This is a genomic window from Shewanella sp. 433, from assembly GCF_059338565.1.
Genome location: NZ_CM181703.1, coordinates 2,977,030 through 3,002,066 on the forward strand (window position 1 = coordinate 2,977,030; position 25,037 = coordinate 3,002,066).

22 protein-coding genes and 1 tRNA gene are annotated in these 25,037 nt (G+C 43.1%); 7 read left to right on the plus strand and 16 right to left on the minus strand.

Annotation, left to right across the window (positions count from 1 at the left end):
• Nucleotides 1-1,452: 1,452 nt before the first annotated feature.
• From AC5YB1_RS13125 to yejK, 3 genes are all read right to left on the minus strand, one after another.
• Nucleotides 1,453-2,241, minus strand: coding sequence for a M23 family metallopeptidase (locus tag AC5YB1_RS13125; protein ID WP_494521639.1), 789 nt, complete (start codon nucleotides 2,239-2,241; stop codon nucleotides 1,453-1,455).
• 102 nt (nucleotides 2,242-2,343) lie between these two features.
• Nucleotides 2,344-3,225, minus strand: coding sequence for a 6-carboxytetrahydropterin synthase (locus AC5YB1_RS13130; RefSeq protein ID WP_494519550.1), 882 nt, complete (start codon nucleotides 3,223-3,225; stop codon nucleotides 2,344-2,346).
• 235 nt (nucleotides 3,226-3,460) lie between these two features.
• Nucleotides 3,461-4,492, minus strand: a complete 1,032-nt coding sequence (yejK, locus tag AC5YB1_RS13135) for a nucleoid-associated protein YejK (protein ID WP_110456279.1) — start codon at nucleotides 4,490-4,492, stop codon at nucleotides 3,461-3,463.
• 77 nt (nucleotides 4,493-4,569) lie between these two features.
• On the opposite strand from yejK, the gene AC5YB1_RS13140 reads away from it, so the two are divergent.
• The 4 genes from AC5YB1_RS13140 to AC5YB1_RS13155 all read left to right on the plus strand — a co-directional run bounded on the left by AC5YB1_RS13140 (nucleotide 4,570) and on the right by AC5YB1_RS13155 (nucleotide 9,400).
• Complete coding sequence (locus AC5YB1_RS13140; RefSeq protein ID WP_494521640.1) at nucleotides 4,570-4,785, plus strand: YejL family protein; 216 nt, start codon at nucleotides 4,570-4,572, stop codon at nucleotides 4,783-4,785.
• A gap of 115 nt (nucleotides 4,786-4,900) precedes the next feature.
• Nucleotides 4,901-6,685, plus strand: coding sequence for a DUF3413 domain-containing protein (locus AC5YB1_RS13145; protein ID WP_494519551.1), 1,785 nt, complete (start codon nucleotides 4,901-4,903; stop codon nucleotides 6,683-6,685).
• Between the two features lie 138 nt (nucleotides 6,686-6,823).
• A tRNA-Pro gene (locus tag AC5YB1_RS13150) sits at nucleotides 6,824-6,900 on the plus strand.
• A 331-nt stretch (nucleotides 6,901-7,231) separates the two neighbouring features.
• Nucleotides 7,232-9,400, plus strand: coding sequence for a diguanylate cyclase (locus AC5YB1_RS13155; protein ID WP_494519552.1), 2,169 nt, complete (start codon nucleotides 7,232-7,234; stop codon nucleotides 9,398-9,400).
• A gap of 7 nt (nucleotides 9,401-9,407) precedes the next feature.
• On the opposite strand, the gene AC5YB1_RS13160 is transcribed toward AC5YB1_RS13155, so the two are convergent.
• Nucleotides 9,408-10,946: an alpha/beta hydrolase gene (locus tag AC5YB1_RS13160; RefSeq protein ID WP_494519553.1), complete on the minus strand. Its 1,539-nt coding sequence runs from the start codon at nucleotides 10,944-10,946 to the stop codon at nucleotides 9,408-9,410.
• A 165-nt stretch (nucleotides 10,947-11,111) separates the two neighbouring features.
• Here AC5YB1_RS13160 and AC5YB1_RS13165 point away from each other — a divergent pair, with 165 nt between their 5' ends.
• Nucleotides 11,112-11,564 (plus strand): DUF6942 family protein, encoded by a 453-nt coding sequence (locus AC5YB1_RS13165; RefSeq protein ID WP_475516386.1) that lies wholly within the window; start codon nucleotides 11,112-11,114, stop codon nucleotides 11,562-11,564.
• 71 nt (nucleotides 11,565-11,635) lie between these two features.
• Here AC5YB1_RS13165 and nadE read toward each other — a convergent pair whose 3' ends face one another.
• The gene (gene nadE, locus AC5YB1_RS13170; protein ID WP_475516385.1) at nucleotides 11,636-12,469 is read right to left on the minus strand and encodes an NAD(+) synthase; all 834 of its coding nucleotides are present in this window, start codon (nucleotides 12,467-12,469) and stop codon (nucleotides 11,636-11,638) included.
• 234 nt (nucleotides 12,470-12,703) lie between these two features.
• On the opposite strand from nadE, the gene AC5YB1_RS13175 reads away from it, so the two are divergent.
• On the plus strand, nucleotides 12,704-13,348 hold the full coding sequence (locus AC5YB1_RS13175) for a LysE family translocator (protein WP_475516384.1): 645 nt from the start codon (nucleotides 12,704-12,706) through the stop codon (nucleotides 13,346-13,348).
• Here AC5YB1_RS13175 and AC5YB1_RS13180 read toward each other — a convergent pair.
• Together AC5YB1_RS13180 and AC5YB1_RS13185 are read right to left on the minus strand one after the other, a co-directional pair.
• Nucleotides 13,332-14,258: a M14 family metallopeptidase gene (locus tag AC5YB1_RS13180; protein ID WP_475516383.1), complete on the minus strand. Its 927-nt coding sequence runs from the start codon at nucleotides 14,256-14,258 to the stop codon at nucleotides 13,332-13,334. The two genes, AC5YB1_RS13175 and AC5YB1_RS13180, sit on opposite strands and share 17 nt — an antisense overlap.
• A gap of 190 nt (nucleotides 14,259-14,448) precedes the next feature.
• Entirely contained in the window at nucleotides 14,449-15,168 is a 720-nt protein-coding gene (locus tag AC5YB1_RS13185; RefSeq protein ID WP_494519554.1) for a substrate-binding periplasmic protein, read from the minus strand.
• Nucleotides 15,169-15,373: 205 nt separating this feature from the next.
• On the opposite strand from AC5YB1_RS13185, the gene AC5YB1_RS13190 reads away from it, so the two are divergent.
• Nucleotides 15,374-16,027: an RluA family pseudouridine synthase gene (locus AC5YB1_RS13190; protein ID WP_494519555.1), complete on the plus strand. Its 654-nt coding sequence runs from the start codon at nucleotides 15,374-15,376 to the stop codon at nucleotides 16,025-16,027.
• Nucleotides 16,028-16,098: 71 nt separating this feature from the next.
• Here AC5YB1_RS13190 and AC5YB1_RS13195 read toward each other — a convergent pair whose 3' ends face one another.
• The 9 genes from AC5YB1_RS13195 to AC5YB1_RS13235 all read right to left on the minus strand — a co-directional run bounded on the left by AC5YB1_RS13195 (nucleotide 16,099) and on the right by AC5YB1_RS13235 (nucleotide 25,032).
• A complete protein-coding gene (locus AC5YB1_RS13195; protein WP_494519556.1) occupies nucleotides 16,099-16,506 on the minus strand; it encodes a hypothetical protein in 408 nt (135 codons plus the stop codon).
• Nucleotides 16,507-16,838: 332 nt separating this feature from the next.
• Nucleotides 16,839-18,062: a serine/threonine transporter SstT gene (gene sstT, locus AC5YB1_RS13200; RefSeq protein WP_494519557.1), complete on the minus strand. Its 1,224-nt coding sequence runs from the start codon at nucleotides 18,060-18,062 to the stop codon at nucleotides 16,839-16,841.
• Between the two features lie 304 nt (nucleotides 18,063-18,366).
• Nucleotides 18,367-19,266, minus strand: a complete 900-nt coding sequence (locus tag AC5YB1_RS13205; protein ID WP_494519558.1) for a chemotaxis protein CheV — start codon at nucleotides 19,264-19,266, stop codon at nucleotides 18,367-18,369.
• A gap of 94 nt (nucleotides 19,267-19,360) precedes the next feature.
• Nucleotides 19,361-20,878 (minus strand): phospholipase D family protein, encoded by a 1,518-nt coding sequence (locus AC5YB1_RS13210; protein WP_494519559.1) that lies wholly within the window; start codon nucleotides 20,876-20,878, stop codon nucleotides 19,361-19,363.
• A 64-nt stretch (nucleotides 20,879-20,942) separates the two neighbouring features.
• Nucleotides 20,943-21,413 carry a phosphatase domain-containing protein gene (locus AC5YB1_RS13215; protein ID WP_494519560.1) on the minus strand — a complete coding sequence of 157 codons (471 nt, stop codon included), beginning with the start codon at nucleotides 21,411-21,413 and terminating at the stop codon, nucleotides 20,943-20,945.
• Nucleotides 21,414-21,456: 43 nt separating this feature from the next.
• The gene (locus tag AC5YB1_RS13220) at nucleotides 21,457-22,755 is read right to left on the minus strand and encodes a DEAD/DEAH box helicase (RefSeq protein ID WP_494519561.1); all 1,299 of its coding nucleotides are present in this window, start codon (nucleotides 22,753-22,755) and stop codon (nucleotides 21,457-21,459) included.
• Between the two features lie 63 nt (nucleotides 22,756-22,818).
• Complete coding sequence (locus tag AC5YB1_RS13225) at nucleotides 22,819-23,403, minus strand: methylated-DNA--[protein]-cysteine S-methyltransferase (RefSeq protein ID WP_494519562.1); 585 nt, start codon at nucleotides 23,401-23,403, stop codon at nucleotides 22,819-22,821.
• 130 nt (nucleotides 23,404-23,533) lie between these two features.
• The gene (locus AC5YB1_RS13230) at nucleotides 23,534-24,334 is read right to left on the minus strand and encodes a PepSY domain-containing protein (protein WP_494519563.1); all 801 of its coding nucleotides are present in this window, start codon (nucleotides 24,332-24,334) and stop codon (nucleotides 23,534-23,536) included.
• Complete coding sequence (locus AC5YB1_RS13235; protein WP_494519564.1) at nucleotides 24,307-25,032, minus strand: peptidase; 726 nt, start codon at nucleotides 25,030-25,032, stop codon at nucleotides 24,307-24,309. Before AC5YB1_RS13235 ends, AC5YB1_RS13230 begins: the two co-directional genes overlap by 28 nt.
• Nucleotides 25,033-25,037 lie beyond the last annotated feature (5 nt).

A 25,037-nucleotide genomic window follows, 5' to 3' on the forward strand; every position in this document is an offset into this window, starting at 1 on the left:
CACTCTTAAATGTCTAAGAAATGGCCATTGAAATTTTGAAGCGATATGTACACTCAGGTTAACAATATTAAAAGTTGAGCGTCTAACATCAACATGACAAATAACGCAAAACAAATATGCTTTAAATATGAGTGTTAAAACAACACATCAACCCCTCGCAACTAAGTTACAGCGAAATTACAACCAGACCGCTATCGAACAACATTTTTTTACAATCGACCATATAAATCAACATAACCATATTAGGTAAGCTGTAAGTCTAAGGCAAGAGAAAAAGTGTGATGTTAGTTCAAAAAAGTATATTTACTTCAGGCTATTAAGACGAAGCACAAATTTTAAAAAATTAAAATTTAGAAACTGAACCAATTATTACGCTTAAAATACAACGAAATCACTAACCGGTGAATGCTTACAAATCTGGGGCAAGGAAAGGGGCTTATTGATGGGATTGATGTTAAAACACACCAGCACAGTTTCTGGTGCTTCTGATGGGGAAAATCAAACTGTAGCACTAGGCCATGGTGCTAAATATAAGCAACATCCACCTCATTGCAAACAACAATGGTTTCCCAAGTAAGTCATTGTGGCTAGAGGAGAAGTCCATGATAACAAAGCCGCTAATTGAGCTATTACTACAAAGTGATTTTATTATCTTTGACAAAGATTACAACAGTGAAGCAATGAGAGATACTGTGCGCTAATGTGGCGCGATAGCAACTCATTATGACAAGTAGATCGTTCATTTCAAAAGCATGTTAACTTACTCGATAATTGGACTGCCAATGTGAAAAACCACCGCCACTAGAAATAATATGTTCGCACAGTAAATCATCTAGCTTCCATACTTACTTAAACTTAATAAATATAAAAATAGTTATCAAAAGATATAATTTAATATAAAACCCAAATAAACGGCAGCCACTGTTTATATCACGAAACAGTAAAAATAGAAAAAATAAACTACAAAACCCTATTTAACAGCAAAATCAAATCAAGAATGAAGATGAAAACAGACAACAACACAAGGCAAGTTCTCAAATGAGAACAATGTTGAATTGAAAAATCTGGCAATAGATATTTAGATAAAAGTATTTAATAGTACTCTTCGACGAAATAAAACCAGCGTTTTCCGTTAGCTCTACCTCCGAACCATAAAACTTACTCTGCATGTATCGATAGGAAATTGACATACCAACGTAAAAATATGATGTTATATCATCGACAGTCCATTCATTGGCAGCTTCAATAAATAAAGTTATGTGCCGCCATTTTTCATAAATGTCAGTAATGGCTTAGCGTCGAACTTGTCCATGACCCTCATAGCTTAATTTTATATGATTTTGACAGCATGAAATAACCCGGACGGGTTCAACTTGGTGCTGTATGCTTCATCGGCTAACACCAGCTAGATGATGTGACAAAATTGAGATTCGACCTAAGCTCACTTTTTTATCATTTAGATGAGTCATTGCTCGTGGCTAATGCACTGGCCATTGATGGTACCACCGTCACCGGATCGAGTCGCATCTGGAACCAGTTGATGCGCCAATCCAGATGTGGGCCCGTCACTCTGCCCGTAGCCCCCACCTCTGCAATGGCTTGTCCCTGTTTGATTATCTCGCCAGGCTTCACATACAACTTACTAAGATGAAGAAAACTTGAACTGACGCCATAGCCATGATCTAAGATAACTGTGCCGCCAGAATAAAACATATCTGGCACAGCGAGAGTGATCACCCCATCGGCAGGGGCCACTACTACGGTTCCCGTTTTCGCTGCCACATCGACACCAAAATGGGGATTACCAGGCTTACCGTTATAGACTCGTTGACTGCCATAGACTCCAGATATTCTGCCCGTTAACGGCCAAATAAAATCTTGAGCGAAGGCCTCTTGAGTTGAGAATTGACTTCTGGCCGCCTTTACCTGTTTGCTATCTTGAGCCGCTCTGGCTTGTGCTTTGGGATCGGGCTTCATGATTTTTTTCGCGATACCCGTCAGGCTATCGATCTGGTACTGTTTCTCACTAATAGTTAGCGGTTTTATTTGCGTCAGCCCATCGGGATAAACTAAGGTTAACTTTTGCGAAAGCGCTGCATCCCGTTCAAAACCAAAGACAAAGCTCCCCTTAGGAGTCACCTTTATTTCGCTGCCGTTAAGGTACACTGAGGTACCTGGCGTGGTTTGAGCACGGATTAACGCCCCTTGCTCTAACGTGCCATTGAGGGTCACTTGCGCCATTGCCAAACCACTAAAACCTAGCGATATGGCGCCGAGCAATACAGCCAAATAGTTCAAATATACCTCCTTAAACGACAACGATAACCATGGATAAAGCCGCGATTACGCCGCGCCGCCTTTGACCGAAATAGCCCCTTTACCCACACCTTCATAAGCGATCACTTTAAATTCGCTATCGGGTGCTTCAGCGGCCATAGTATTGGCGATAAACTCGGCTAGCAGTTCTACCGTTGTATCATGGGGGATGATTTCACAGCGTTTTTTCGGCATAGCCAACTGGAAGTCGCCCTGTGGGGCCACGTAATGAAAACCATAATGGGTCTCATCGTTAACCTCAGTTTGTGGTGATAAATCAAGTTCATCAACCTCTACTACATCATCGGCTGAACCTAAATAGATATCTTTCCAGCGGCGACTCCAATATTCGTCCCATTGCGGTGCAGCGATGCTATTTTCGAACACATTAATGGGGCTGCGATGACCGTGAGCGATACGCTGACAGTTACCGTCGTGTTTTTTTAACCCATGGGAATAATGATAAAACGGCGTGTCGTGTATTTCATTACGGAGCGTCAATGCGATACCATTGACATTATCCGGTAACACCTCGGCAAGGGCCTTTTGTAAGAAGGTGTTAACGCTATCAAAATCGATAATTTCGGTCGGAATAAGCGCGAAGGCTTGCGCGGGACAAGCTAGATGAATATCGCCTTGCAGACTATCAAAATCCATCCATACACGGTTACCCTGTTGCTGCCAACGCACCTCTGAGCAGGCGGTGGGGATCAATAAGCGATGATCCGCGACATCATCAATGGTGTTTTTGATAGTGCGCTTCACCTTAGCAAAGTCCAGCACCATGTTTTGCTCATCTAACCCACCATCAAGTAAAACATCAACAATCCAGCTCTCGCCTACCATGCCTCGGATTGGACACAGGTAAGAAAAGTCGATAACAGTTAAATCTCTAACAAAAAGTTGCATTTAATCTCCTGGCAGAAAAACAGTCTGCCTGTATTTATCCCATTAGCGAACTGCCAACGGATATAGTCATAAGCCATGATTTCACCTTATCAGTGACATTTTAGCAAGTCATGGTGAAAAGGTTGCGCAATAAAAACCCACCAATCCACTATCTGTCATCACAAAAAAGCGCCCATATTTAGGGCGCTTTTGCGAGCTATTTCGCGAACTTAAGCTTTTAGGTTCGCTCAAAAAACTATTGTCCGCCCTTTAGACGTCGATCTAACTGATCCTTAAGATTAGCTGGCACGCCTTTGATCAGAATAGAATCAGAAATAGGATCATAAATCACTCGCTCGCCTAAGTGTTGCCCATCAAAACTTAGGGTCACACCGCCGCCAGTGCCTGAAAACTTTTTCAGTTGACGCAGTGTCGGCTTATCACCGGGAAACTCATCTTCAAGCTCGTAGTCGCCACCTTGGGCAAAATCGTAAAACGAGTCCATGCCCGAATCGGCTAATTCATCGGCCAAATCTTTTAATTGAATATCAGCGCCGGTATCACAACGCTCGCTGCAGTAATCAAACACCTTTTCACGGCACTGCTGGCGCTCATCTTTAGTGAGTTCGCTGCTGGCGACAAAATCTTCAACTGCGTTCATCAGTTGCTTATTTTGTACCTTAGTATTAACCCCTTCGACACAGCCCATAAAGTCGAGGAAAAAATCGGCCACTTTGCGGCCCGCACGACCACGAATAAAGGAGATATATTTAACCGAGTCAGGATCGGCTTGCCATTCGGTTAAATCGATACGGGCAGCCAGCTGTACATTATTTAAATCCAGATGGGTATTTTGCGACAGTTCCATATCGTCGAGCACAGTCATTGATGACTTGGCATTAAGCAGTGACACATAAAGGTAGTCACTGGTCATATGGGTATAGCAAGACAGTAGCAAGAAACCGCCTTGACTGAAGTCATATTTAGCCAGCTCTTCTTGCAGTAACTTACCCGCCAAACTCGAAAACTCAACAAAGCCTAAATCGCCATTACGGTATGCTGTTAACGCTTCTTTAAACTTAGGATTAGCCTCTCCGTCTTCACCGTGAGTACCAAAATGACCAAAGCCTTTACCCGCCTTGGTGGTATAAGTTTGATGCAGCTCTTCGAGCATAGTTTCTACGGCTTGGCTGTTTAAAAGCGGTTGGGGACGCAATCTGCAGCTCAGTTGGCCTTCGCCATCTTGGGAAATAGCGTGAATAATTGCTTGTTCGACGTTAATACTCATAAGCCTCGATAGTGATAATGGTAGAAATCCGTTATTATATGCTGCTATTTCAAATTAAAGTGAACAATTTTTCAATTATGGCTATTCAATCTAAATATTCGAACGCACAAGTTGAGTCTATTCTTGCTGAAATGCTAGCAGTACTCGACAAACATCAAGCCCCAACCGACCTGAGTTTGATGGTGCTGGGTAACTGTGTCACCGATCTACTGATGCGCAAGGTGCCTCAAGAGGCTCGCGGCCAAGTTGCACAGCAATTTGCTAACGCCTTAACTCAATCAGTTAAAGGCTAAAGTTTGGCTTAGTTATTTTACGAGTGAAAATCTTGTTTTTATTCGTAAAAAACTAGTAAAGTCGAACAATAGATAATTAAGATAGATTTTTATTTCAACTGATTAGCGGATCCCTATGATCGAGCGAAAGAAAGAGATGAGTCGTGACCGCGTGTCACGCTTAGTGAGCTGGGGCCATTGGTTTGCCTTTTTTAATGGCTTCCTAGGGATGATTATTGGTGTCCGCTATATCGAAACCGTCGGCGCACCAGAGTCTTGGATTGGCTGGAGCTACTTAATTATCAGTACGTTAGGCCATTTTAGCTTTTTAGCCTTTATCGTTTACTTGGTGGTGCTATTTCCTATCACCCTACTATTACCCTATTCCAAAATACTCAGAGGGTTAGCCGCCGTAGCGGCAACCCTTAGTCTATGTATTTTACTCTATGACACCATTATCTATGATGATTATGGCTTACACCTCAGCCCCTTTGTATTTGATATCGCCTGGGCCGATCTGAATGCATTACTTCAAGGCACCTCTTATATTGTCACACCACTGGGCATAATAATCCTCGAACTGACCGCCGCAAATTACTTATGGAAACGCATCGAAAGCATTCGTAAATCAAATTATGGTTATAAAGTGGTGATATTTATTGGCTGTTGTTTTGTCAGCAGTCACCTAATCCACATCTGGGCCGATGCAGCCGACATTCAAGAAATCACCCGATTAGATGATGCCTACCCATTATCCTACCCGGCAACGGCGCGCTCATTTATGGAGAGTCATGGCATCGAAAAAAGCAGCATAAACGCAGCGGAGCCTCATATCCAACCGTCGCTCAACTACCCAATATCCGCACTTCAATGCCAGGCAAACCATCACACCAATATGCTGGTTATCGCCATTGACGGTTTTAGAGCAGACCTACTCGATCCAGAAACCATGCCGTTTATGTACCAATACGCACAGCAAAATCATTATTTCAGCCAACATTTAAGTGGTGGGAATATGCATCGCAGTGGCATGTTTTCACTGTTATATGGCTTACAAGGCAGTTACATGAGCGCCTATGACTTAAATTATCGCTCACCCGTGTTAACCCAACAACTCAAACAACAAAACTATGCTTTAGTCCATTTTGCGCCGCAAATGGCGTTATCCACCCCATACGCCATGTATCAGGATTTTGAAAGCCATCTCCAAGACACCGACAGGGGTATGGCGGCAGCGGATATGGGAACAATCGAAACTTTTAAACAGTGGCAACAGCAACAGAGTGCCGCTTGGTTTGCGTTAATCAATTTACAAAGTCCAGACAGCTATGACACGCCTATCGGCTTTCTTGGCATTGAAACAGTAAAACCACTATATGACTTAAAACCTGCACAAAAAGTGCTGTTTAATCAATATCGTCAATCATTAAACTTTATTGATAAACAACTGGCTAAGCTGTTAAGTGAAATACCCGATGACACCTTAGTAATCATCACTGGGGTGAGTGGTAAAGTCTTTACCAGTAATAACGATGAACCACGCTCAAATTTTTCACCAGCGAATGTCAATGTGCCACTCATCATCAACTGGTCTGGAAATCAGTACGCGAAAACTGTCGATTACCCCACCAGCCATAATGGTATCGTGCCCACATTAATGACACAGATGCTAAATTGTAACAATAAGGCCTCTGACTATAGTTCAGGTGAAAGCCTGCTACAGCCAAGCTCAGCAAGCTGGACTTACATAGGCGATGATCAAGTATTCGGTATCTATCAAGAAGATGAGATCACTGTTATCGATCGCCATGGTAAATATCGTATCTACAACAAAGACTACAGTCAGCAGTTACGTAAAAAAATCAGCGCTCCAGAATTGATAGAGGTGATGCGCGAGGGGCGAAGATTCTATCATCATTAGGGTATCTAAGCAGTTAGCGCCTATAAACTAAGCAATTAACCATTATTGGCGCGCTTAATACTTGCAGAACCCAAGTTGGCTTGATAAAGTTCTGCCTGTCTTAAACAGACCCCAATGTTTTTCTGTTTTGGATATAATCGGTATGTAGCGCAGCCCGGTAGCGCACTGTCATGGGGTGTCAGGGGTCGGAGGTTCGAATCCTCTCATACCGACCAAATTCTAAGAAGCCAGCTTAATCGCTGGCTTTTTTTATGCCAGTTTGTAACCTTGCTATCCATCACCTGGTAAGCGCGCCTTTTAGCTATCGATTTGTTTCCCCTCAAAGCACTTGCAATCGTAGTGGATAAAACTTAAGAGATGGCAAATTTAGAAAACCCTTTCTTATAAGGCGTCACTCGTCTCTCTAGCCATTTTCAATAATTTAATAAATTACTATAAAAATGAGACCTTTAGTTGGTAATCTATCATATAAATCACTTAAACTAGGCCAATACATAAAGATAACGTTTACCTGCGACGACAAAAATCAATTTCACATAGGGATTTATGCAGTTGATAAATAAGCGCCATCTGGCATTTGCATTTGTTTTAGGTTTGCTGGGCCTAATGCTTAATTTAGTGCCAATACCATTATTCGGTAATCAACAGCTTATTATCGGCAACCTGTTTTTTGTCATTGTCGCGGTATTCTTAGGCCCTTGGTATGCCTTGCTCACTGCATTGATGTGCGCAAGCGGTTTATATCTGGCCTGGGGTAGTTGGCACACTTTCATCTTATTTCCGCTCGAAGCCATATGGCTGGGTTACGCGCGGCGTAAAGAATATTATTCTCTATATGCCGATGTGGTTTTTTGGCTCATAGTTGGTATGCCGCTATTTTATATTGTAGTACGCTTTGTGCTAGAGATGCCTGAAAGCTATATGTTTTTCATTACACTGAAACAAGGGATCAACGGCATATTCTACACATCGCTAGGCACAATAATCATCATTATGTTGCCACGACAATTTCATATTTCCGGAAAGCTCAAAAATCAACGCCGTAAGAGCTTTAATCAGCAACTCACTTATACCTTTACTCAATTATTGACATTAGCCTTGCTGGTTTCGGCATTGATCTTTAATAATCTCTCAATTAACCATCAGCAGTTAGATGTTAAACGCCAACTCGAAGATACCGCGCTGCATTTAGGTAAGGCAACCGACACATTTATCGATACCCATGTAAGCGCCGTCGATACCATCGCTCGTTGGTTAAGTCTCTCTGAATATGATCCTGAACAATGGCAAATGCTATTGTTAAAACTACATAAAAACTATCCTGATTTTATATCCATGCTTATCGCTAATGAGCAGGGACATATCGTAATTTCGAGCCCCGTTATCAACATTGAAACCTCGCGAAATAATGCTCCTGCAAGTATTGTGGACCGCCATTATTTCCAACAGGCGTTTTTCAACCAACTAACCTATACCTCACCGATTTTTTTAGGAAGAGGATCCGGCACCGACCCCATTGTCGCGATCAGTGCACCACTTTATAACACCAAAAGCCCGCTGGAACCGGTAGGAATAATAGAAGGCTCGTTAGAGCTTGCAAACTTTGCACAAATTTATCAACGCCTTCCAGATGAGACGCAGCACAATATTGTGCTCACCGACGAAAATAATCTTGTGATCTATGCATCACCAGCTCTCAATAAGCAGCCCTTAAGTGAATTTATTTTCTCTCATAGTGGCTTTAGCTATAAAACCAACTTGGCCATGCTCAATATTAAACAACGAGACAATAAAAGCCCCGAGTTTGCCTATGCCAAACACATAGTAAAAAATGGTTGGACACTCTATGTCCTCACACCATTCCTCCCTTTGGTAGAGCAAATTGAAAGTCAATATTTCACTACTTTTAGTATCTTATTATTATCATTTATAGTGACCATTGCGATCATACAAGTGGTCAGTTTACGTCTAACCAAGCCGCTTGAAGCAATCGCTAAAAAATTCAATCACTGGAATAAACTGGAGCAAGATGACGCCATCTTCAATGACTCTACACCACAAGAGATCTTTACCTTATCCAGCAGCATTTTGAAGAGTAAGCAGGAGCTAATCAGCTACCAACTCGAACTAGAGGAAAAAGTAGCTCTGAGAACCAAAGAGCTACAAGCGGCTAACACAAAACTACGTTTACTCGCCGAAAAAGATGAGTTGACTCAGCTCTACAATCGACGCTACACCGAAACTCACTTCTCTCAATTAAACGATATGTGTCAACGCAGCTGCGCTGACATGGCATTTTGCATCGTTGATATTGATCATTTCAAAAGTATTAATGATACCTACGGCCATCAAGCTGGAGATAACGCCTTAATCCACTTAGCCCAGATCATGCAGCAATTTTTTAAACGAGATACAGACCTTATTTCTCGCTATGGTGGTGAAGAATTTCTGATTATTTTACCCCTATGCAATCCGCAAGAAGTAGAACAACATCTTAATGAATTTAGGCAGCAGGTATTTGATGCTCTGATCCCAATAAGTTCTGAAAATAGTATCCAACTGACCATCAGTATTGGCGCAGTAATAAGTAGTAATCATTACCAAAGCGATATAGATTGTTGGTTTAAGCAAGCCGATATTAATCTCTATCAAGCAAAAAAAGAGGGACGCAATCGCGTCATCTGCAGCCAACTTATTACTCAAACGCACGAGTAACAATTCATCACCTTATTGCAGAGTCAGTATTGGTTTTAAGCGGGGAAGTTAACGCATTAGGGTTGTTTGCCAGTTGCTGTTGCCCGCTGATATATTCATCTATGCATTCAATCATATACGGAAAGAATGGATTCCACTTCTGGCGTAATATCTCTGACGCTGGTACGCCGAGCACTCCACGCTCTCCCTTGGTCGATACGGCACCAATTTGTACTCTCGGCTGGGTAGTCGCCCTTTTTATTGGTCCATACAAATCATCAGATGCCGGAAAAGGCAATGCGACATGAGATAAAGAGTAAATTGCTCTTGGCCAACTAACCTCCAGTGGCTCATGCAAAATATCGCCATCTTGATAACGCACCACTTCAACTTGCTCGCTGGTTTGCCATTGATCAAGGCTGTCTTTATACCGTTGATTTTGAACTATATTTAACTGATATGGTAATCGACTAGAACCAATTAAAGGCTTAATGGCATCTATTGGGTCATTGACTACCAAAGCTAAATTGACATCAATACGGTTAATATCAAACAAAAACAACTGATGCTCTTTGGCCGGTAAACCTTGATATAATTTCGCTATGACATCGACCGTTGATACCGTACTGTCCGCTATTGACTGAAAGGTAAGCACACGAGTTAATTGCGTTTTTTGTAATTCAGTCATCTGATTAAGCAACACTTGATTACGCGCCGCAACCTGATACACCACATCGCCAGCATTAACCGCAAACGAGTTATATTTAAACGGATCATATTCAGCTTGTACCGCATTCCAACTGAGTTTCTCTAACCCCAACCATTGACCCAACCTTGATTGCCACTTTGCTGCGGCGGCAACAGGTGATAACCCTATGGCAGGGGAAAGAAAGATTAACCCTGAGTAACTAGAAGGTTTATCTTGATTTAAGGCTTCTAACTCATGATTGAGTGCTAATGCTGCTCCAGTAGAAAAACCAACCACATACAGCGGCTTACCATTAAGCTGTTGCTCTAGGTGACGCGTTGCCAAACTAACCGCTTGCGCCATATCTTGCCAGCGTAAATCAACAAGCCCAGAAGGTAATGTGCCATGACCAGGTAAACGTAACCCTAGAACATGTGCTTTAGCGCGAAAGTGATTAGCAAAATGCGATAATGAATAGGGGGAATCTGACATACCGTGCAGTAATAACACGCCATATTGTGCCGTCGAACTTGGCCATTCAAAGCTGCGATTCCAATCCTGTGGCCACTGTTTAGGATCGGATAGGCTATGGCGTACATAACGGTTAAGCGGTTGACGAACAAGGTGTTCGGTGCGCTGATATACTTTTGTGTCTACCTCTTTAAACAACTTATCCTCTAGGGCAAGGTACTGCTTAAAATCTGTCAGCTGCATGCTCTGGTTAAATTGAGATGACAGCTTTATCGTGTGCCATAGCGACAGATCAGCTTGAGTATTGAGTACATACACTCCTACTACTAATAGTCCAAGTATTGTTCCCAATATGCCATAAGTTAACGCTAATAAGAGGTGTTTGGTCGATGTAAGTAGTATTCTCATCTATGTATCATCCCTTACTTGTCCTGCCCACTTAACGGATCATTTGAGCTGAGCCTATTTTATAATCGCGTGACGGGCTAATTAATCCCTTTTGACACAACCCCACTTAACATAGCCGATATGACTCGGTAGACTCTATGAGATATACGTCTAACAAATAAAACAATGACCAACAACATCTTCAGTATTGGCTCTACAAGTGCAGATACCTGCTTTTACCTGCCTACAGCGCCAATCATTCCCAGTAAGTGGCACTACACTCAGCTAGACGCTATTGAACAACTGATAAGTCTCAATGGTAATCACTGGCGTAAAATACTGGTTATTATGGCGAAAATAACTGCACCCGATACTGATTGGCGTCACCATATGCCACAACTCTTAACACAAGGTAACCATATTATGTTTGGTGCTACAGCGCTTAAGCGTAATGCACAACACCATTTTGTCTGTGGTCAGCAAAGCGCAAAAAGTCTCAACCTACCAATATTAGACCAAAACCCAAAAATTAAAGTACTAAACCATGATAAGCATATGATTTATCTACTGCCCTATCTTGATTATAGGCAGTGCCCTAACCATGTTATTGCCGATTTACGCAGTAAATTGGATAAATAAATCATTAAGCGCAACAAAAAAAGCGCCCAAGGCGCTTTTTTGTCATAGTCCAAATCTCATCACGCTATTTATTAATCATAAATAGTTGGAATTGGTTTACGCTTGTGCTGCGTCGCCTTATAGATTGCAATAAGACGTGCCTCGACCTTAGCATCCACCGCTTTCCCCTCTAAAAAATCATCGATTTGATCATAGGTCAGCCCTAAGGCAACTTCATCTTCGAGCTGTGGTTTATCACACTCAAGATCTGCCGTTGGCACTTTATTCACTAAAATATCAGGGGCACCTAACACTGCAGCTAATTGCCTCACCTGGCGTTTATTCAAACCAAATAAAGGAGCTAGGTCGCAGGCTCCGTCGCCCCATTTAGTGTAAAAACCAGTAATATTTTCGGCGCTGTGGTCAGTGCCAACCACTAAACCGCCCGTTAAACCGGCTATCTCATATTGCGCAATCATACGCATTCTGGCTTTCACATTGCCTTTAACAAATTCGACATCTCCATGAGAGTGAGACATGATATCAGCTTGCTCTAGCCCCAAAAGCGTTTGATGATGGATCCCTTCGACCCCCTCGCCAATGTTGACTGTAACCAATCTACTCGGCTGAATAAACTGACAAGCTAACTGAGCTTCATCTTCATCTTTTTGCACCTTATAGGGCAGCCTCACTGCGATAAATTGATAACTCCCTTCGCACTCACCTTCACGGTTGAGTTCGTCTACAGCCATTTGACATAGACGCCCAGCAAGAGATGAATCGACACCACCACTGATCCCAAGCACTAAACTAGTCGCATTGGCTTCCTTGAGCTTAGATTTGATAAAGGCAATACGTCGTTGTACTTCGTACTCAACCTCAATAACAGGTTGTACCTTCATTTCACGAATGATCTGTCCTTTCACAATTCCGACTCCGATTAAATTAGCTGACAGCTGAAATTTGCGTGCTCATTATGAGCTAATTCAACATAAATTTCACGACTCAAACTTTCTAAGCAGATTATTTATGCTGGATTTACTGCCAACTGACGATTAACCTATGGCAGCGCAGTAATAAGGCATTACCTAACTGGTGCTCCCATTCATAATTGTGCAGCATTAATGTCTTAAGATTATTAAATTAAGGTGTCTGTTTAAATGGGATTAGAGTATCACTTGTTGTTATCATTGGCCGTTATTCATACCGTTGCGCTAGCTAGCCCAGGTCCTGATTTTGCTCTAGTGGTAAAACTTGCGACCCAACAGCAGCGACTGACAGCATTAGCCTGCTCATTGGGGTTAGCTGTAGCAATCACCTTACATACCCTTTTAAGCCTCACAGGCGTTAGCCTACTTATCAAAAGCTCAACCACTATCTATTTGGCAGTACAACTTGTTGGTGCTAGCTATTTAGCTTGGATGGGACTGGGGGCAATAAGAGCCGCGATTACTCACTGGCGCAATAAAACAGTATTGGCTACAAAAGGTAAAATCTGCAACAGCTTAACGATTAGACAAGGTTTTATTCAGGGCCTGTCTACAAACTTACTTAATCCTAAAGCCATGGTGTTTTTTATCACGCTGTTTTCAACATTAATCTCGCCCACCGTAAACATAGAAACCAAAGTTGCTGTCACACTATTGATGTTCATATTGTCATTAATCTGGTTTAGCTTAATCGCATTAGTATTATCAAAGCCCATTATTCAGCAAAAGATGCAACGCGCAACACCAGTGATCAACTTGATCACTGGGTTGCTGTTTGTCAGCGTTAGCTTAGTGATAATTAACGGCCTGTTTTAAGCTGGTTCAAAATATAATCGAGTGCGCTGGTTACCGCTACAACTTGAGCCAAAATACAATTTTCCGCATCGGCTTGTGGACTGTCTGGGTAGACCTCAGTGGTGGTGTTAAAACGTGCATCACTAAAACCTGTACATAAACCTAATGATTTAGTGGGGTAATTGATCACCCCAAATTGGCTAATAGGCGCTCCAATCAAACGACCTTGCTCGTCGGCAGGAGCAATATGCGTCACCTTAGCCACGGCTTCAATAATCGCTTTTTGCATCTCATCACAAGGGTTTTCACTATCGCCGACCAGATAAAAGCCGTCGGGAATATTCCAATTGGTGTGTTCAACAGCATCCCTTGCAGCTAAAGCGGGGCGAAACTCACTATTATCTGTGTCAGTTGTTTCATGCAAGTCAATATGGGCCATAAGCTTGACGCCTAAGCCCGCAACCAAGGCCATTAACGCCGCAGACTCGCCAGCAGGACTATTGGGATAAAATGAACGATTTGGGTCAATCGCTAAAGGATTCCAACGGTTAATGGTTTCATAGCCCCAAGGACTCACGCAGGGAGCAATCAACAGGTTAAAATATTTAGCGCATTGTTTCGCTTGAGTGGCGGCAAATCTCAACGCGCCTTGCACACCTGAGGTTTCGTAACCATGAACCCCACCAGTGACTAAGACAGTCGGTTTATCATCAGACCAAGACTGGCTTTTAAGGGCAAATAAGGGGTATAGCCCTTCGAGATAGTCTAACTCGCCATACTGCAGCACCTCAAAACCTGAAGAAAGCGCGTTAATTTTAGACACCACCTCATCATGATATGAACGTTTAATCTGTTGATTTTGACGCCATAACGCCTTTTCTGCCTCACCCCATGCCTGCCCAGGAGTGCCGATTGAATATTTTTGCGCCATCTTATTGAGCATCCTCTTTGCTTATTGTTAGTTGCAAACCCACTGCTTATAAATGATAAAACGTTAATAACTTAACATTAAACTGCCAACTATATCATACTGTTAGGAAAGTTTGAGGCTAAGGTGAATCGTTTAAAATGTTAACGACAGCAAAAATGTTATAGCTTATAAGTGATTATGTTCATCACATCTAACGCGCTTGCGTCACGTGATAACGTTGTAAGATTTCTTGGTATTGCCCCGAGGATTGGATTTTAGTTAACCCTTGCTCGTATACCTCAAGTAAGCCTTTTGCCACAGCATGCTGACTAAAGCCAACATAAAGTGTCACCGGCAACCCTTCACTGCCCGCATATTGAATATCTGCATCAAGATGATCTCGTTGCGCCACGTAATCAATAACCAAACGATTCCCCAAGACCACGTTCACTCGCCCTTTAGTCAAGCGCTTTAAATTCATCTTCAGGGGCGATGAGCCAGACGCGCGATAAACGCCAGTCAATAAAGGTAAAAAATTATCTAATACCTCGCCGTAGCTATACCCATGGATAATGGCAAGCTGTTTACCATAAAGATCTCGTGGGCGCTCGTATTGCCATTGGTCATTTATTGCAACATAAAAATCATTACTATATTGCCCAATTGGCTGATTAGAAGCCTGTAACTGGTAACGTTGAAGATGTTCATTATTGACCGCTAATACGATATCTATTTTATTTTGTTGCGCACTTTTCAATGCTCGAGAAAAGGGCTGGATCTCAAATTCGGATGGCTGCGCCATCGCCGCAAAAGCGGCCTGCACCACTTCAACCACATATCCCTTATCTTGCTGACCCGGTTTGCATATGTAAGGGCACCATTCATCAGAAGCCATCACGACGGGATTTGCCAGTGCTAACACGCTAAACATGTTTAAAAAAAACCCAATAATAAGCTTAATGCGAAGTGACTGTAACAGGTACTGCAACATAGTTTCCTTAAATGTTAACCCGAGACCATCACGCTAACAGAAGGCTAGACTGAGTGCTAGGGCAAGTGTCACTAAACAGAGCAAGAGCCCGTTACCACTACACAGCAAGGCCGTTGTTTGGTAGGATCGCGCCCGAGGAGAACCAATGAAAATTTTTAATTACCAGCCCCCAGCAATCCCGTGGCTCGATATCCGTTACCAAGACCGTGATATTGTTGTGCTCAATAAGCCCGCAGGCTTGCTCTCTAATCCTGGCCGAGCAGAAAATACCTTTGACTGTGCGATTAACCGCTTATTACAGCGATTTCCCGACGCCATTTTGGTGCACCGCCTCGATTGTGCGACGTCTGGTATCATGGTGTTCGCACTCAATAAAAAAGCGGAATCTAATATTAAGACTCAATTTCAAAACCGGATGACTGAAAAATATTATGTGGCAGAAGTTGACGGTATTATGATCCAAGATACGGGGAAAATTGAGCTGGCCATGAAGGCCGATACGACTCAGCCACCATTGCAGATGATTGCCGCAGATGGCAAAGCTGCGACCACCTATTTTGAGGTGTTAGCACGCAGAGAAAACAGTACATTAGTTAAGTTAAAACCAATCACCGGCAGAACCCATCAACTCCGGCTACATATGAAAGCCATAGGACATACGATTTTAGGTGATGACTTTTACGGTAACGCAGCGGTCATTAACGCGTCACCCCGCTTATGTTTGCATGCTGAGCATTTAAAAATTACTCACCCGTTTCATCAAGGTGACATGCAATTTTACAGTAAGCATCCGTTTTAGCGGTGCGTCTGTTACTGCGGTGAACCTAATGATATTCACCGCGTTTATAGCATAGGGGTTGACGCTAAAAATTAAGCCGCAATGCGCTTAGCAGTATAAAAACACTCTGCACTATTACAAAACTGTAAATTATTATCGCCTGATAATAAGAAATATTCACCAAACAAGTTTCCGCCGAGATCTTCGAGTTTTAAGCCTTCATCTATTTCAGTCGCTTTCATCTCATCTAAACTATGGCAACCGTCTGTGTACCAAGTTTCCAAAAACAGCTTACCATCTTGGCGATAGAGGGTAATTTTATCCCCTAATGATGGGCGCTCATCAATCCACTGCCCTATTACTTGCCGGGTATCCATATCTTGCTCCTGCCAACTTAGACGTTTACGCTTTTCAATCACAGGCATTTCTATGATCTGGAGTAACGCTGAGAGGTCATTACTACCAAACTCATCCAACATTACTCTACGTTTTTTATCCATAATCCTTTAACCTCGTTATTCATAATAACAATACCGCAAATAAATAGTTAAATTAACACTATTTTTTAATGCTTTAGTTAAAATTGTATCTTACAGTTAAAATAAAGATGCGAGCTGAATCACTATTAATACAATCTCATACCTTTGCAATACGAATAATGCGTCATTGAGATCAGTCTCCTTATCATCAACACTGCCCATTTATAGTCTCGTGCTAAGCCTGATATAAAGCCGTTTTAACTTGTTGACGACAGAAAATATGATATAGCTTTGTATTCTTGCAAAAAAAAAGAGCCTAAGGCTCTTTTTTACTGTGACGCGATTTAAGCTTACTAGGCAAGTTCGGTACGCTCTGCGGCTTCACATGCCGATGCAGTAAAGACCACATCCGTAGAACTATTTAATGCTGTTTCGGCAGAATCTTGGATCACACCGATAATAAAGCCAACCGACACCACTTGCATCGCAACATCATTAGAGATACCAAACAGGCTACAAGCGAGCGGGATCAGTAACAATGAGCCACCCGCAACACCCGATGCCCCACAGGCTGATACCGCAGCAACAACACTGAGTAATATCGCAGTCAAGATATCGACTTGAATGCCTAGGGTATGTACCGCAGCCAGAGTTAACACTGTAATGGTGATCGCCGCGCCGCCCATATTAATGGTTGCGCCTAGGGGAATAGAGACTGAATAGGTATCTTCATGCAGCTCAAGCTTTTCACATAGTGCCATATTAACAGGAATATTAGCTGCGCTTGAACGAGTGAAGAAAGCGGTAACACCACTCTCACGTAAACAGGTAAATATTAATGGATATGGATTACGTCTAATCTTGAACCATACGATAAGTGGATTGACCACTAGCGCAATAATCAACATTGAACTGAGTAATACAGCCAGTAATTGAGCATACCCTGCCAGCGCCTCGAAACCTGTCGCCGCAAACGTATTTGCTACTAAACCAAAAATACCTATAGGGGCAAGGCGAATAATGAAACGTACCATTTGCGACACGCCATGGCTGATGTCGGCAAACACGGTTTTAGTGGTTTCACTCGCATGATGTAAGGCTAATCCTAAGCCCACGCCCCAAGCTAAAATACCGATGTAATTACCTGTCATAAGTGCGTTAACAGGGTTATCCACCAGCTTGAACATTAAGGTGTACATCACCTCTGCAATGCCTTCGGGTGGATTAGCACCTTCAGCACCAGTAACCAAGACAAGTGTCGTTGGAAAAAGAAAACTTAATGTGACTGCGGTGATCGCCGCAGCAAACGTACCAAAAAGATAGAGGGTCACAATAGGACGCATATTGGTTTTAGCGTTTTTCTTTTGATTAGCAATGGATGATGCCACCAAAACAAACACTAAAATGGGTGCTATCGCTTTTAACGCACCAACAAAGAGCTCGCCAAGAAAGGCCACACTGTGCGCAGCCGATGTCGAAAACAATGCTAACGATACACCGGCAACAATTCCCAACATAATTTGCAGTACAAGACTGCCATTTGCTAACTTAGCAAACAAAGACCGATTTTGATTCATTGATTGACCTGTTATTTTAATTTGTTAGATTCGAACACTTCACGTGTCACGCCCGACTTTCTTGCGCTGTCTCACTTTCTTGTTATATTGATTATTAGCCATCTTATTTAACCAGCAGTTTATTACGACTTACACTGTGACTTAGCGGCTATAAGTACGAAAGGAAAACAACACAGAACGCCAATCGATTCAAGATTAAACTTCCTTCACCTTGAGGTTTTATAGAATCTGACTGGCGTTGTCTAGCAATCGGTTTAAATTAACTGCATATATTACTCATCCGCAGCATAAACATAACAAGACGCTAATGTTTTACCCCTCGATGGGATTCAGCCCCCCGCAACATGGCTTCTATCAGCTCATGTGCATCAAACTTGGTTAGTGCTTCATTAGCCCCTACTTGATGGGCTTGGCTAACACTGATTTCACTCGATAACGAGGTATGCAAAATGATATAAGCATTGGCTAACGCAGGTGTGTTTTTGACCTCAAAGGCCAACTCATACCCATCAAGGCCAGGCATTTCAATATCACTGACCAGTAAATCAACCGGATGACCCGCTTGATGTGCCCGCTCCATAATTGCCAGCGCCTCACGGCCATCAGAGGTCACCTGATAAGGAATATTGATGCTATCGAGGGCATCCGAAAGCTGTTTTCGCGCCACCAGAGAATCGTCGACTAACAAGATATTGAGCGGCTTTAAGATCTCACGTTGTACGTCTGTCAATATGGCGCGCTTGCTGGCTAGGCTAGGTGGAAACACTTTAGACAATAGCAATTCAACATCGAGCAACTGCACTAACTTATCGTCGACCCGAGTCACGCCTGTGAGGTAAGCGTTTTTACCTAAGTTTGCCGGAGGTGGCTCAATATCACGCCAATTACAATCTATGATTTTATCGATAGAACGCACTAAAAATCCCATCACCATTCGCTGACAATCGGTAATAATGATATAAGCATTTTCACGTTCGTCTTCACCGATAGGCGCATAGCCAACAGCGGCTGCCATATCGATTATTGGAATGGTAGTACCTCTTACCGTCGCCGCGCCAATAATAGTGTGGTGTGATTTGGGAATAGCACTCAGCTTGGTATAGGGCACTAACTCACGGATCTTAAGCGTGCCAAGGGCAAACAGTTGACTGTGTGACAGTCTAAACAACAATAAGCCTTGAGATTGGCTTGCCTTACTTTTCATAATTTACCGACATCTAAATATAAGCCATTTTATGGGCGATACACTACCACACCCACCCACTATTGACGATCTCCAATCAATAATAATTTGACCTCTACAACTGTGACTCTATCGGCAGTAGCCCAATTAAATCGGCCATAAATTTTCGCCAAAAGCTGGCATTGGGCTCGCTGTAATAAGTAGTGGATTGACTATCATCAAACCAAACTAACTCCCCCTGTTCGAGCTCAACACGGTAAGCATTTTCACGTAAACTACTGTCGATACCAGATAATATTAACGAGGCAAAAACTTCATTGTTAACAATAAGCCCCAGTTCGGTATTGATCCACGCCGAACGAGGATCAAAATTAAATGACCCCACAAACACGGCATTGTTATCGAGTACAAAGGTCTTAGCATGTAAACTTGAGCGCGAACTGCCTTTCCACGCAGTCGGTCGGTGATTAACATCCACCTTCATCTCATAAATATTAACCCCATTTTCCAGCAGTAATTCTCGGTAGCGCTGATAACCTGCATGAACAGCCAATACATCGGTTGCAGCAAGGCTATTAGTCACAACGGTGACTTTTATCCCCTTTTTCACCGCCGCGATTATGGCTTCTGAGCCTGACTTTGTGGGGACAAAATAGGGAGAAACTAACAGTACTTGCTGTTTAGCTTGGGCGAGAAAACGTCCCAAGTCGGATAATAACCATTGATCTTGTTGGGCGCCTACCGCTTTTTCTGGTGGATCATAAATTACTTCAGCATCGCCCCAAAACCAAGCTATTTGCGTTTTACGGATCTGGCGCAGCAACTGGCTAAACTCAAGACGTTGCATAAATTCATCATTTTCAAATTGCGCTTGCTGCTGCGCCATATTCGCTTGCGCCTTCGCCACCATAGCCGGCGTCGCAGGCTTAGTTAAACTACTGATATCATGCACCACAGGTGCGTTCCAATATAAGTCGAACTGATCCGAGACCTTGTCGACCGCCTCACCTATGGTCAGCAAGTCAAAATCGCCAAAATCCACCTCTTTATTTTTTGAAAAGTATTCGTTACCAATGTTACGCCCACCCACAATGGTAATGAGATTATCAACCGTCAATGACTTATTGTGCATACGATGATTAAGACGACTGAAGCCAGTTATCATGGCTAAATTACGAAATGTTCTATCGTAACTCGGGTTAAACAAGCGCACTTCTATATTGGGATGACTGGCCAAGATCATCAAGCCTTCATCAAGGGTTTTAGTAGTCAAATCATCGAGCAACAATCGAATACGAACACCTCTATCGGCGGCATCGATGAGATACCATACCAGCATACGGCCCGTCTCATCGGCGCGATAGATATAGTATTGTAAATCAATGCTGCGACTCGCTGCATGGACTATGGCTAAACGCGCAATAAACGCATCGATACCAGAAGCTAACGGAAGCACCCCAGTCTGCTCAGGATGCTGCGTTAATGTATCTTGTAGATATTGATAGAGGGATGAGTCTGTTGGGGTAGGTAATTTATAACTCGGCGTCTTAGCCACTTCAGGTAGGCTAGATGAACAAGCGGCCAATAGAAAACTACTGAGTGCTAGTAGTGCTTGAAGCAAAATCTTGTTCAATATAAGCCGCCGTAATATCAGATAATCAGTTCAATAGCCTACTGATTAACATAGGCTATGAGTATCAATCTTGTAAAGCGTATAGTACGTCATACGCGAACTGATCCCAGCCCTCTGCGCTAAAAGCAATATCACGAATAGCACGTACTTGACTCACCGCATGCAGCGGCGCAGCTCCATTGCTCATCAAATAATAGGCCATCAACAACGCTGTACGGTCTTTTCCTGAGCGACAATGGATAAGCAGGGCAATATCATCAGCTTCACACTGCTTAATAAACGCCAGCGCTTTAGGTAACTGTTCGGCACATATTTCAACATCCCCCGCTAGAGGAGGAACATTACTAGAAAAAGGAATACAGGCGTAACGAAGCCCGTGACCTTCAAGCACCTCAGGCTCACACATCTCGCCACCATTAACCGATAACACGGCGCCGATACCGCCTTGTTTTAACTCGTTAATGTCCCAGTCTTCCTTATTGGGTCCACATCGACCCGCGATTCGTCCTTCTACCAACCAAAAAAGGTGCTGCATAACCCTTCCTTTTATCTATTCATTAACAGAAAACGAAAACTTACTATGGCTTATTACTCCATAGTTGTTCATTGATCTTAGGTAACTTTTTACGCTTTTTCTTGCCCGTTCCAGCAGGTTTTGCCATTGGCTTGTCCATACGAGAGAGGCTCTCCTCTGGCACTTGCTCATCGGCTTCGAAACCTGGATATTGCTCTCTTGGTAGACGAATCTTGTTCTTTTTCTCTATGACTGAAAAGTGATGATAGTCTTCATGGCTTATCAGCGAAATCGCTTCACCGGCCTCGCCTGCTCGACCACTGCGCCCAATACGATGCATATAATCGGCTGGACTTCTCGGCAGTTCGTAGTTGATCACCACAGGTAGTTTTTCGATATCGATACCACGGGCGGCAATATCGGTCGCGATAAGTACCGTCACTTCTGCACGCTTAAAAGCCTCCAGCAGACGGGTTCGGGTCCCTTGCGCTTTATCGCTATGAAAAACCTCGGCCGTAATACCTTGTTTAGCCAACTTCTGCGCTACACGATTACAGCTATTTTTGGCACTGGCAAATACCAGCACCTGTGACCAGGCATGGCTCTTAATTAATTCAGCCAGTAACGCGGTTTTACGCTCACGATTGACAGTAAATACTCGTTGACTGATGGTTTGCGGCTCATCATCTTGCAGCTGGATCTCAACCGGTTTTTCTAATAGCGCCGAGGTAAGCTCGCGTACCTCTTCAGGAAACGTCGCCGAAAACAGCAAAGTCTGCTTACGCTTGGGTAACAGGGCTAAGATCTGCTGAAGTTCGTCGTCAAACCCAAGGTTTAACATGCGATCGGCTTCATCGAGTACTAAAGTCTGTACCTTGCTTAGCTTTATTGCGTTGCTAGACACTAAATCGAGTAGTCGCCCTGGCGTTGCAACTAATACGTCAGCGCCACCACGTAGGGCTAACATCTGGGTATTAACCGATACGCCGCCATAGACAGCCAATACTTTCGCCTTAGGCTCGAGCCCAGCGCCATAACGGATAAAGCTGTCGGCAACCTGCTGGGCCAGCTCACGCGTGGGCACTAAGACTAATGCGCTGACATAGTTCCCACCACTGACACGTTGACCGCTCAGTTTTTGTAGCAAAGGCAGCGCAAAAGCGGCCGTCTTACCCGATCCAGTATTGGCACCTGCTAAGAGATCGCCCCCCGCTAGCACTACAGGAATAGCCTGCTGCTGCACCGCTGTAGGTTGGACATAACCCAAGGTTTGCAAGCGCGCTAGCAATGTGTCATTAAGATTAAGCTGGCTAAAAGTGATAGGACTGGGGGTGCCAGTAACGGAACGGTTTTCTGAGGTCATAACTAAACAGGGTGCCAAAATATTATATAGCCCAATATTGTACTGTAAAAGCATCCAGAAAGCTTACAATTTACCAGCAACACCACCGCACTCTAAGGTCAATAGTTGCTGTTTTATCTCAAGCCCATAGGCATACCCCGTTAAGGTACCGCTTTTACCTATGATTCGATGACAGGGGATAATAATCGCAATGTGATTCGCGCCGTTAGCACGACCCACTGCCCTCACCGCGTTGGGATTATCAATAAAGTTGGCTATATCGCTATAACTACAGGATTTTCCGTAAGGCTGGGCTAACAAGGCCTGCCACACTTGATGTTGGAATACCGTGCCAACGGGAGCTAACGGCACCGTGAATTCTGTCAGTTGCCCTAAGAGGTATTGTTCTATCTCGCTCTTGGCTTGATTTAAATACACTTCGGCTAGCTGCTTGTCTGCATCTGTTGCAGCGATTAAGGCAACACTCCTTGATACCCAGTTGTCGGTCTCATTTGGCGCAAAGGTCAAATGAGAAATACCAAATCGATTGGCAGCGATAACAATCGTGCCAATGTTTGTCGCCAACACCTGCTTTACTATTGGCATAAAGCTCGCTTCACCATCGCTTCTCGACATCGCTCGATAGTGTTTGACACAAACTAGACTCATTGCAGACTCCAAAACTAACAAGTTAGATATTTCCCCAAAAAAAATACCCCATCATATGAGCTAACGAGTGATGAACCAGCCATCGCTAGAACACCCAGTGACTCCAGAAGATGCTTTTAATAAGACTGACTCATATCCGATACCGTTTTAATGCTAGGTTCTCAACAACCCAATACAAACCAGATAAAGATGCCACCAGCGTTAATATTGCAAATAGCCAGCTAAACGGATTATTAAAACTGCCTTGATTTAGGTAATCCATAAAGTGAAGTTTAAACATCAAATCTGCAATTTGAGTTTGCTGATTCTTATGCCCGACTAAATCACCATTAACAGCATTGATGTAGATCCGGGTCGACAAATCATCATCCATGCTAATTTTCCACATTGGGTTGCACTGTTTAGGCCATTCGTTGTGCGCGGCGGATACCTTTTCTATACTGGTCACTTGCCCCGGCCCCATATAACTGTTTAGTGCCAAAAGCTCCGCTATGGTGCTATTTATAATGAATTGTGTGCCTGTGTAAGCATCGACCATTATCTGTTCTTGGCACTGATATTGATAACGTTGCAACTTACCATTAAGTAAATATATGGGTTGTTCTGCAATCGTGATGAGCTTAACTCTTTGGGTTTGCGGTTGTAATTCAAGTACACTAGTGACATCTAACAACTGCTCTGGGTCAAGGTTGAGTGATTGCGCTTCACTATGATGACTGTGGTTATATATCATACCTCTTAGTTCATCATGAGGTGTAAGATTGAAATACACGCCTGTTATTAGCCATATAATAAGCTGCACACACACCAAAGTGCTAAGCCAATAATGACAAATCTTTATCCAGCGTTTAAATGGCTTCCGGCGCCGGGGCTTAATTTTTTCTGGAGTAGAATAAACCGCCATTACATATACTTCCGGCGACGTTGCCATATCAGCAGTGTTCCGGCACTTACGGCAACAATTGCCGTAAGCGAAGTGAACAGTAACAGTTTGTTATCAATAGCTTCACCATCATCGTAATCCATGATATGCCATTTCCAGAATAGATCGAATACACGCCAATAATCATGTCTATGAGCGACAACATCGCCTGTGATGGATGATAAGTAAATGGTACTGGCTGCATTATCATCAAAATCCAACCGCCAAACAGGTAAGTGACGTTTAGCAAGCTCTGTTGGCGCAAGGTCTTTAATGAGCTCTACATTGATTAACTTAGCGTAAACAGGTATTGATTGTTGATGCTGAAACTCTTGTGCTATCCCGATTGCTTGCTGCTTGGAGATCTCGGTTACTAACTCACCATGATTAGCATCAAGTAAAATCGACTCGCCATCCACTTGGACTTGATAGTAATGAGTATTGGCCATTACTTTGAGTAAAATTTCATCGGCATTTGCATAACGTTGATAAACCTCAGATATCGGATATGTCACTTTACTAGGTACAATATTACTCATGTACTGTGCACGCACATGATCACTACGAATAAAACTAAGATCCATTAACACAAAGTAACTGCCAGTGAGCGCCCAAATTGTGATTGGTAACGCTAAAATAAGCATCAGCCAACGGTGTAGAAAATGAGCACAAAACACCCTTGTGTACCTGATATTTGATAAATTCAATTTTA

Excerpts from the sequence above, each read along its gene's own strand:
- sstT (WP_494519557.1), bottom strand. The coding sequence starts at position 18,062 with ATGAATCAAAATCGGTCTTTGTTTGCTAAGTTAGCAAATGGCAGTCTT.
- AC5YB1_RS13145 (WP_494519551.1), top strand. The coding sequence starts at position 4,901 with ATGATCGAGCGAAAGAAAGAGATGAGTCGTGACCGCGTGTCACGCTTA.
- AC5YB1_RS13130 (WP_494519550.1), bottom strand. The coding sequence starts at position 3,225 with ATGCAACTTTTTGTTAGAGATTTAACTGTTATCGACTTTTCTTACCTG.
- yejK (WP_110456279.1), bottom strand. The coding sequence starts at position 4,492 with ATGAGTATTAACGTCGAACAAGCAATTATTCACGCTATTTCCCAAGAT.
- AC5YB1_RS13225 (WP_494519562.1), bottom strand. The coding sequence starts at position 23,403 with ATGAGTCTAGTTTGTGTCAAACACTATCGAGCGATGTCGAGAAGCGAT.
- AC5YB1_RS13205 (WP_494519558.1), bottom strand. The coding sequence starts at position 19,266 with ATGAAAAGTAAGGCAAGCCAATCTCAAGGCTTATTGTTGTTTAGACTG.
- AC5YB1_RS13165 (WP_475516386.1), top strand. The coding sequence starts at position 11,112 with ATGACCAACAACATCTTCAGTATTGGCTCTACAAGTGCAGATACCTGC.
- AC5YB1_RS13190 (WP_494519555.1), top strand. The coding sequence starts at position 15,374 with ATGAAAATTTTTAATTACCAGCCCCCAGCAATCCCGTGGCTCGATATC.
- AC5YB1_RS13215 (WP_494519560.1), bottom strand. The coding sequence starts at position 21,413 with ATGCAGCACCTTTTTTGGTTGGTAGAAGGACGAATCGCGGGTCGATGT.
- AC5YB1_RS13155 (WP_494519552.1), top strand. The coding sequence starts at position 7,232 with ATGCAGTTGATAAATAAGCGCCATCTGGCATTTGCATTTGTTTTAGGT.
- AC5YB1_RS13195 (WP_494519556.1), bottom strand. The coding sequence starts at position 16,506 with ATGGATAAAAAACGTAGAGTAATGTTGGATGAGTTTGGTAGTAATGAC.
- AC5YB1_RS13180 (WP_475516383.1), bottom strand. The coding sequence starts at position 14,258 with ATGGCGCAAAAATATTCAATCGGCACTCCTGGGCAGGCATGGGGTGAG.
- AC5YB1_RS13230 (WP_494519563.1), bottom strand. The coding sequence starts at position 24,334 with ATGGCAACGTCGCCGGAAGTATATGTAATGGCGGTTTATTCTACTCCA.
- AC5YB1_RS13125 (WP_494521639.1), bottom strand. The coding sequence starts at position 2,241 with ATGGCGCAAGTGACCCTCAATGGCACGTTAGAGCAAGGGGCGTTAATC.
- AC5YB1_RS13175 (WP_475516384.1), top strand. The coding sequence starts at position 12,704 with ATGGGATTAGAGTATCACTTGTTGTTATCATTGGCCGTTATTCATACC.
- AC5YB1_RS13185 (WP_494519554.1), bottom strand. The coding sequence starts at position 15,168 with ATGTTTAGCGTGTTAGCACTGGCAAATCCCGTCGTGATGGCTTCTGAT.
- AC5YB1_RS13220 (WP_494519561.1), bottom strand. The coding sequence starts at position 22,755 with ATGACCTCAGAAAACCGTTCCGTTACTGGCACCCCCAGTCCTATCACT.
- AC5YB1_RS13160 (WP_494519553.1), bottom strand. The coding sequence starts at position 10,946 with ATGAGAATACTACTTACATCGACCAAACACCTCTTATTAGCGTTAACT.
- AC5YB1_RS13140 (WP_494521640.1), top strand. The coding sequence starts at position 4,570 with ATGGCTATTCAATCTAAATATTCGAACGCACAAGTTGAGTCTATTCTT.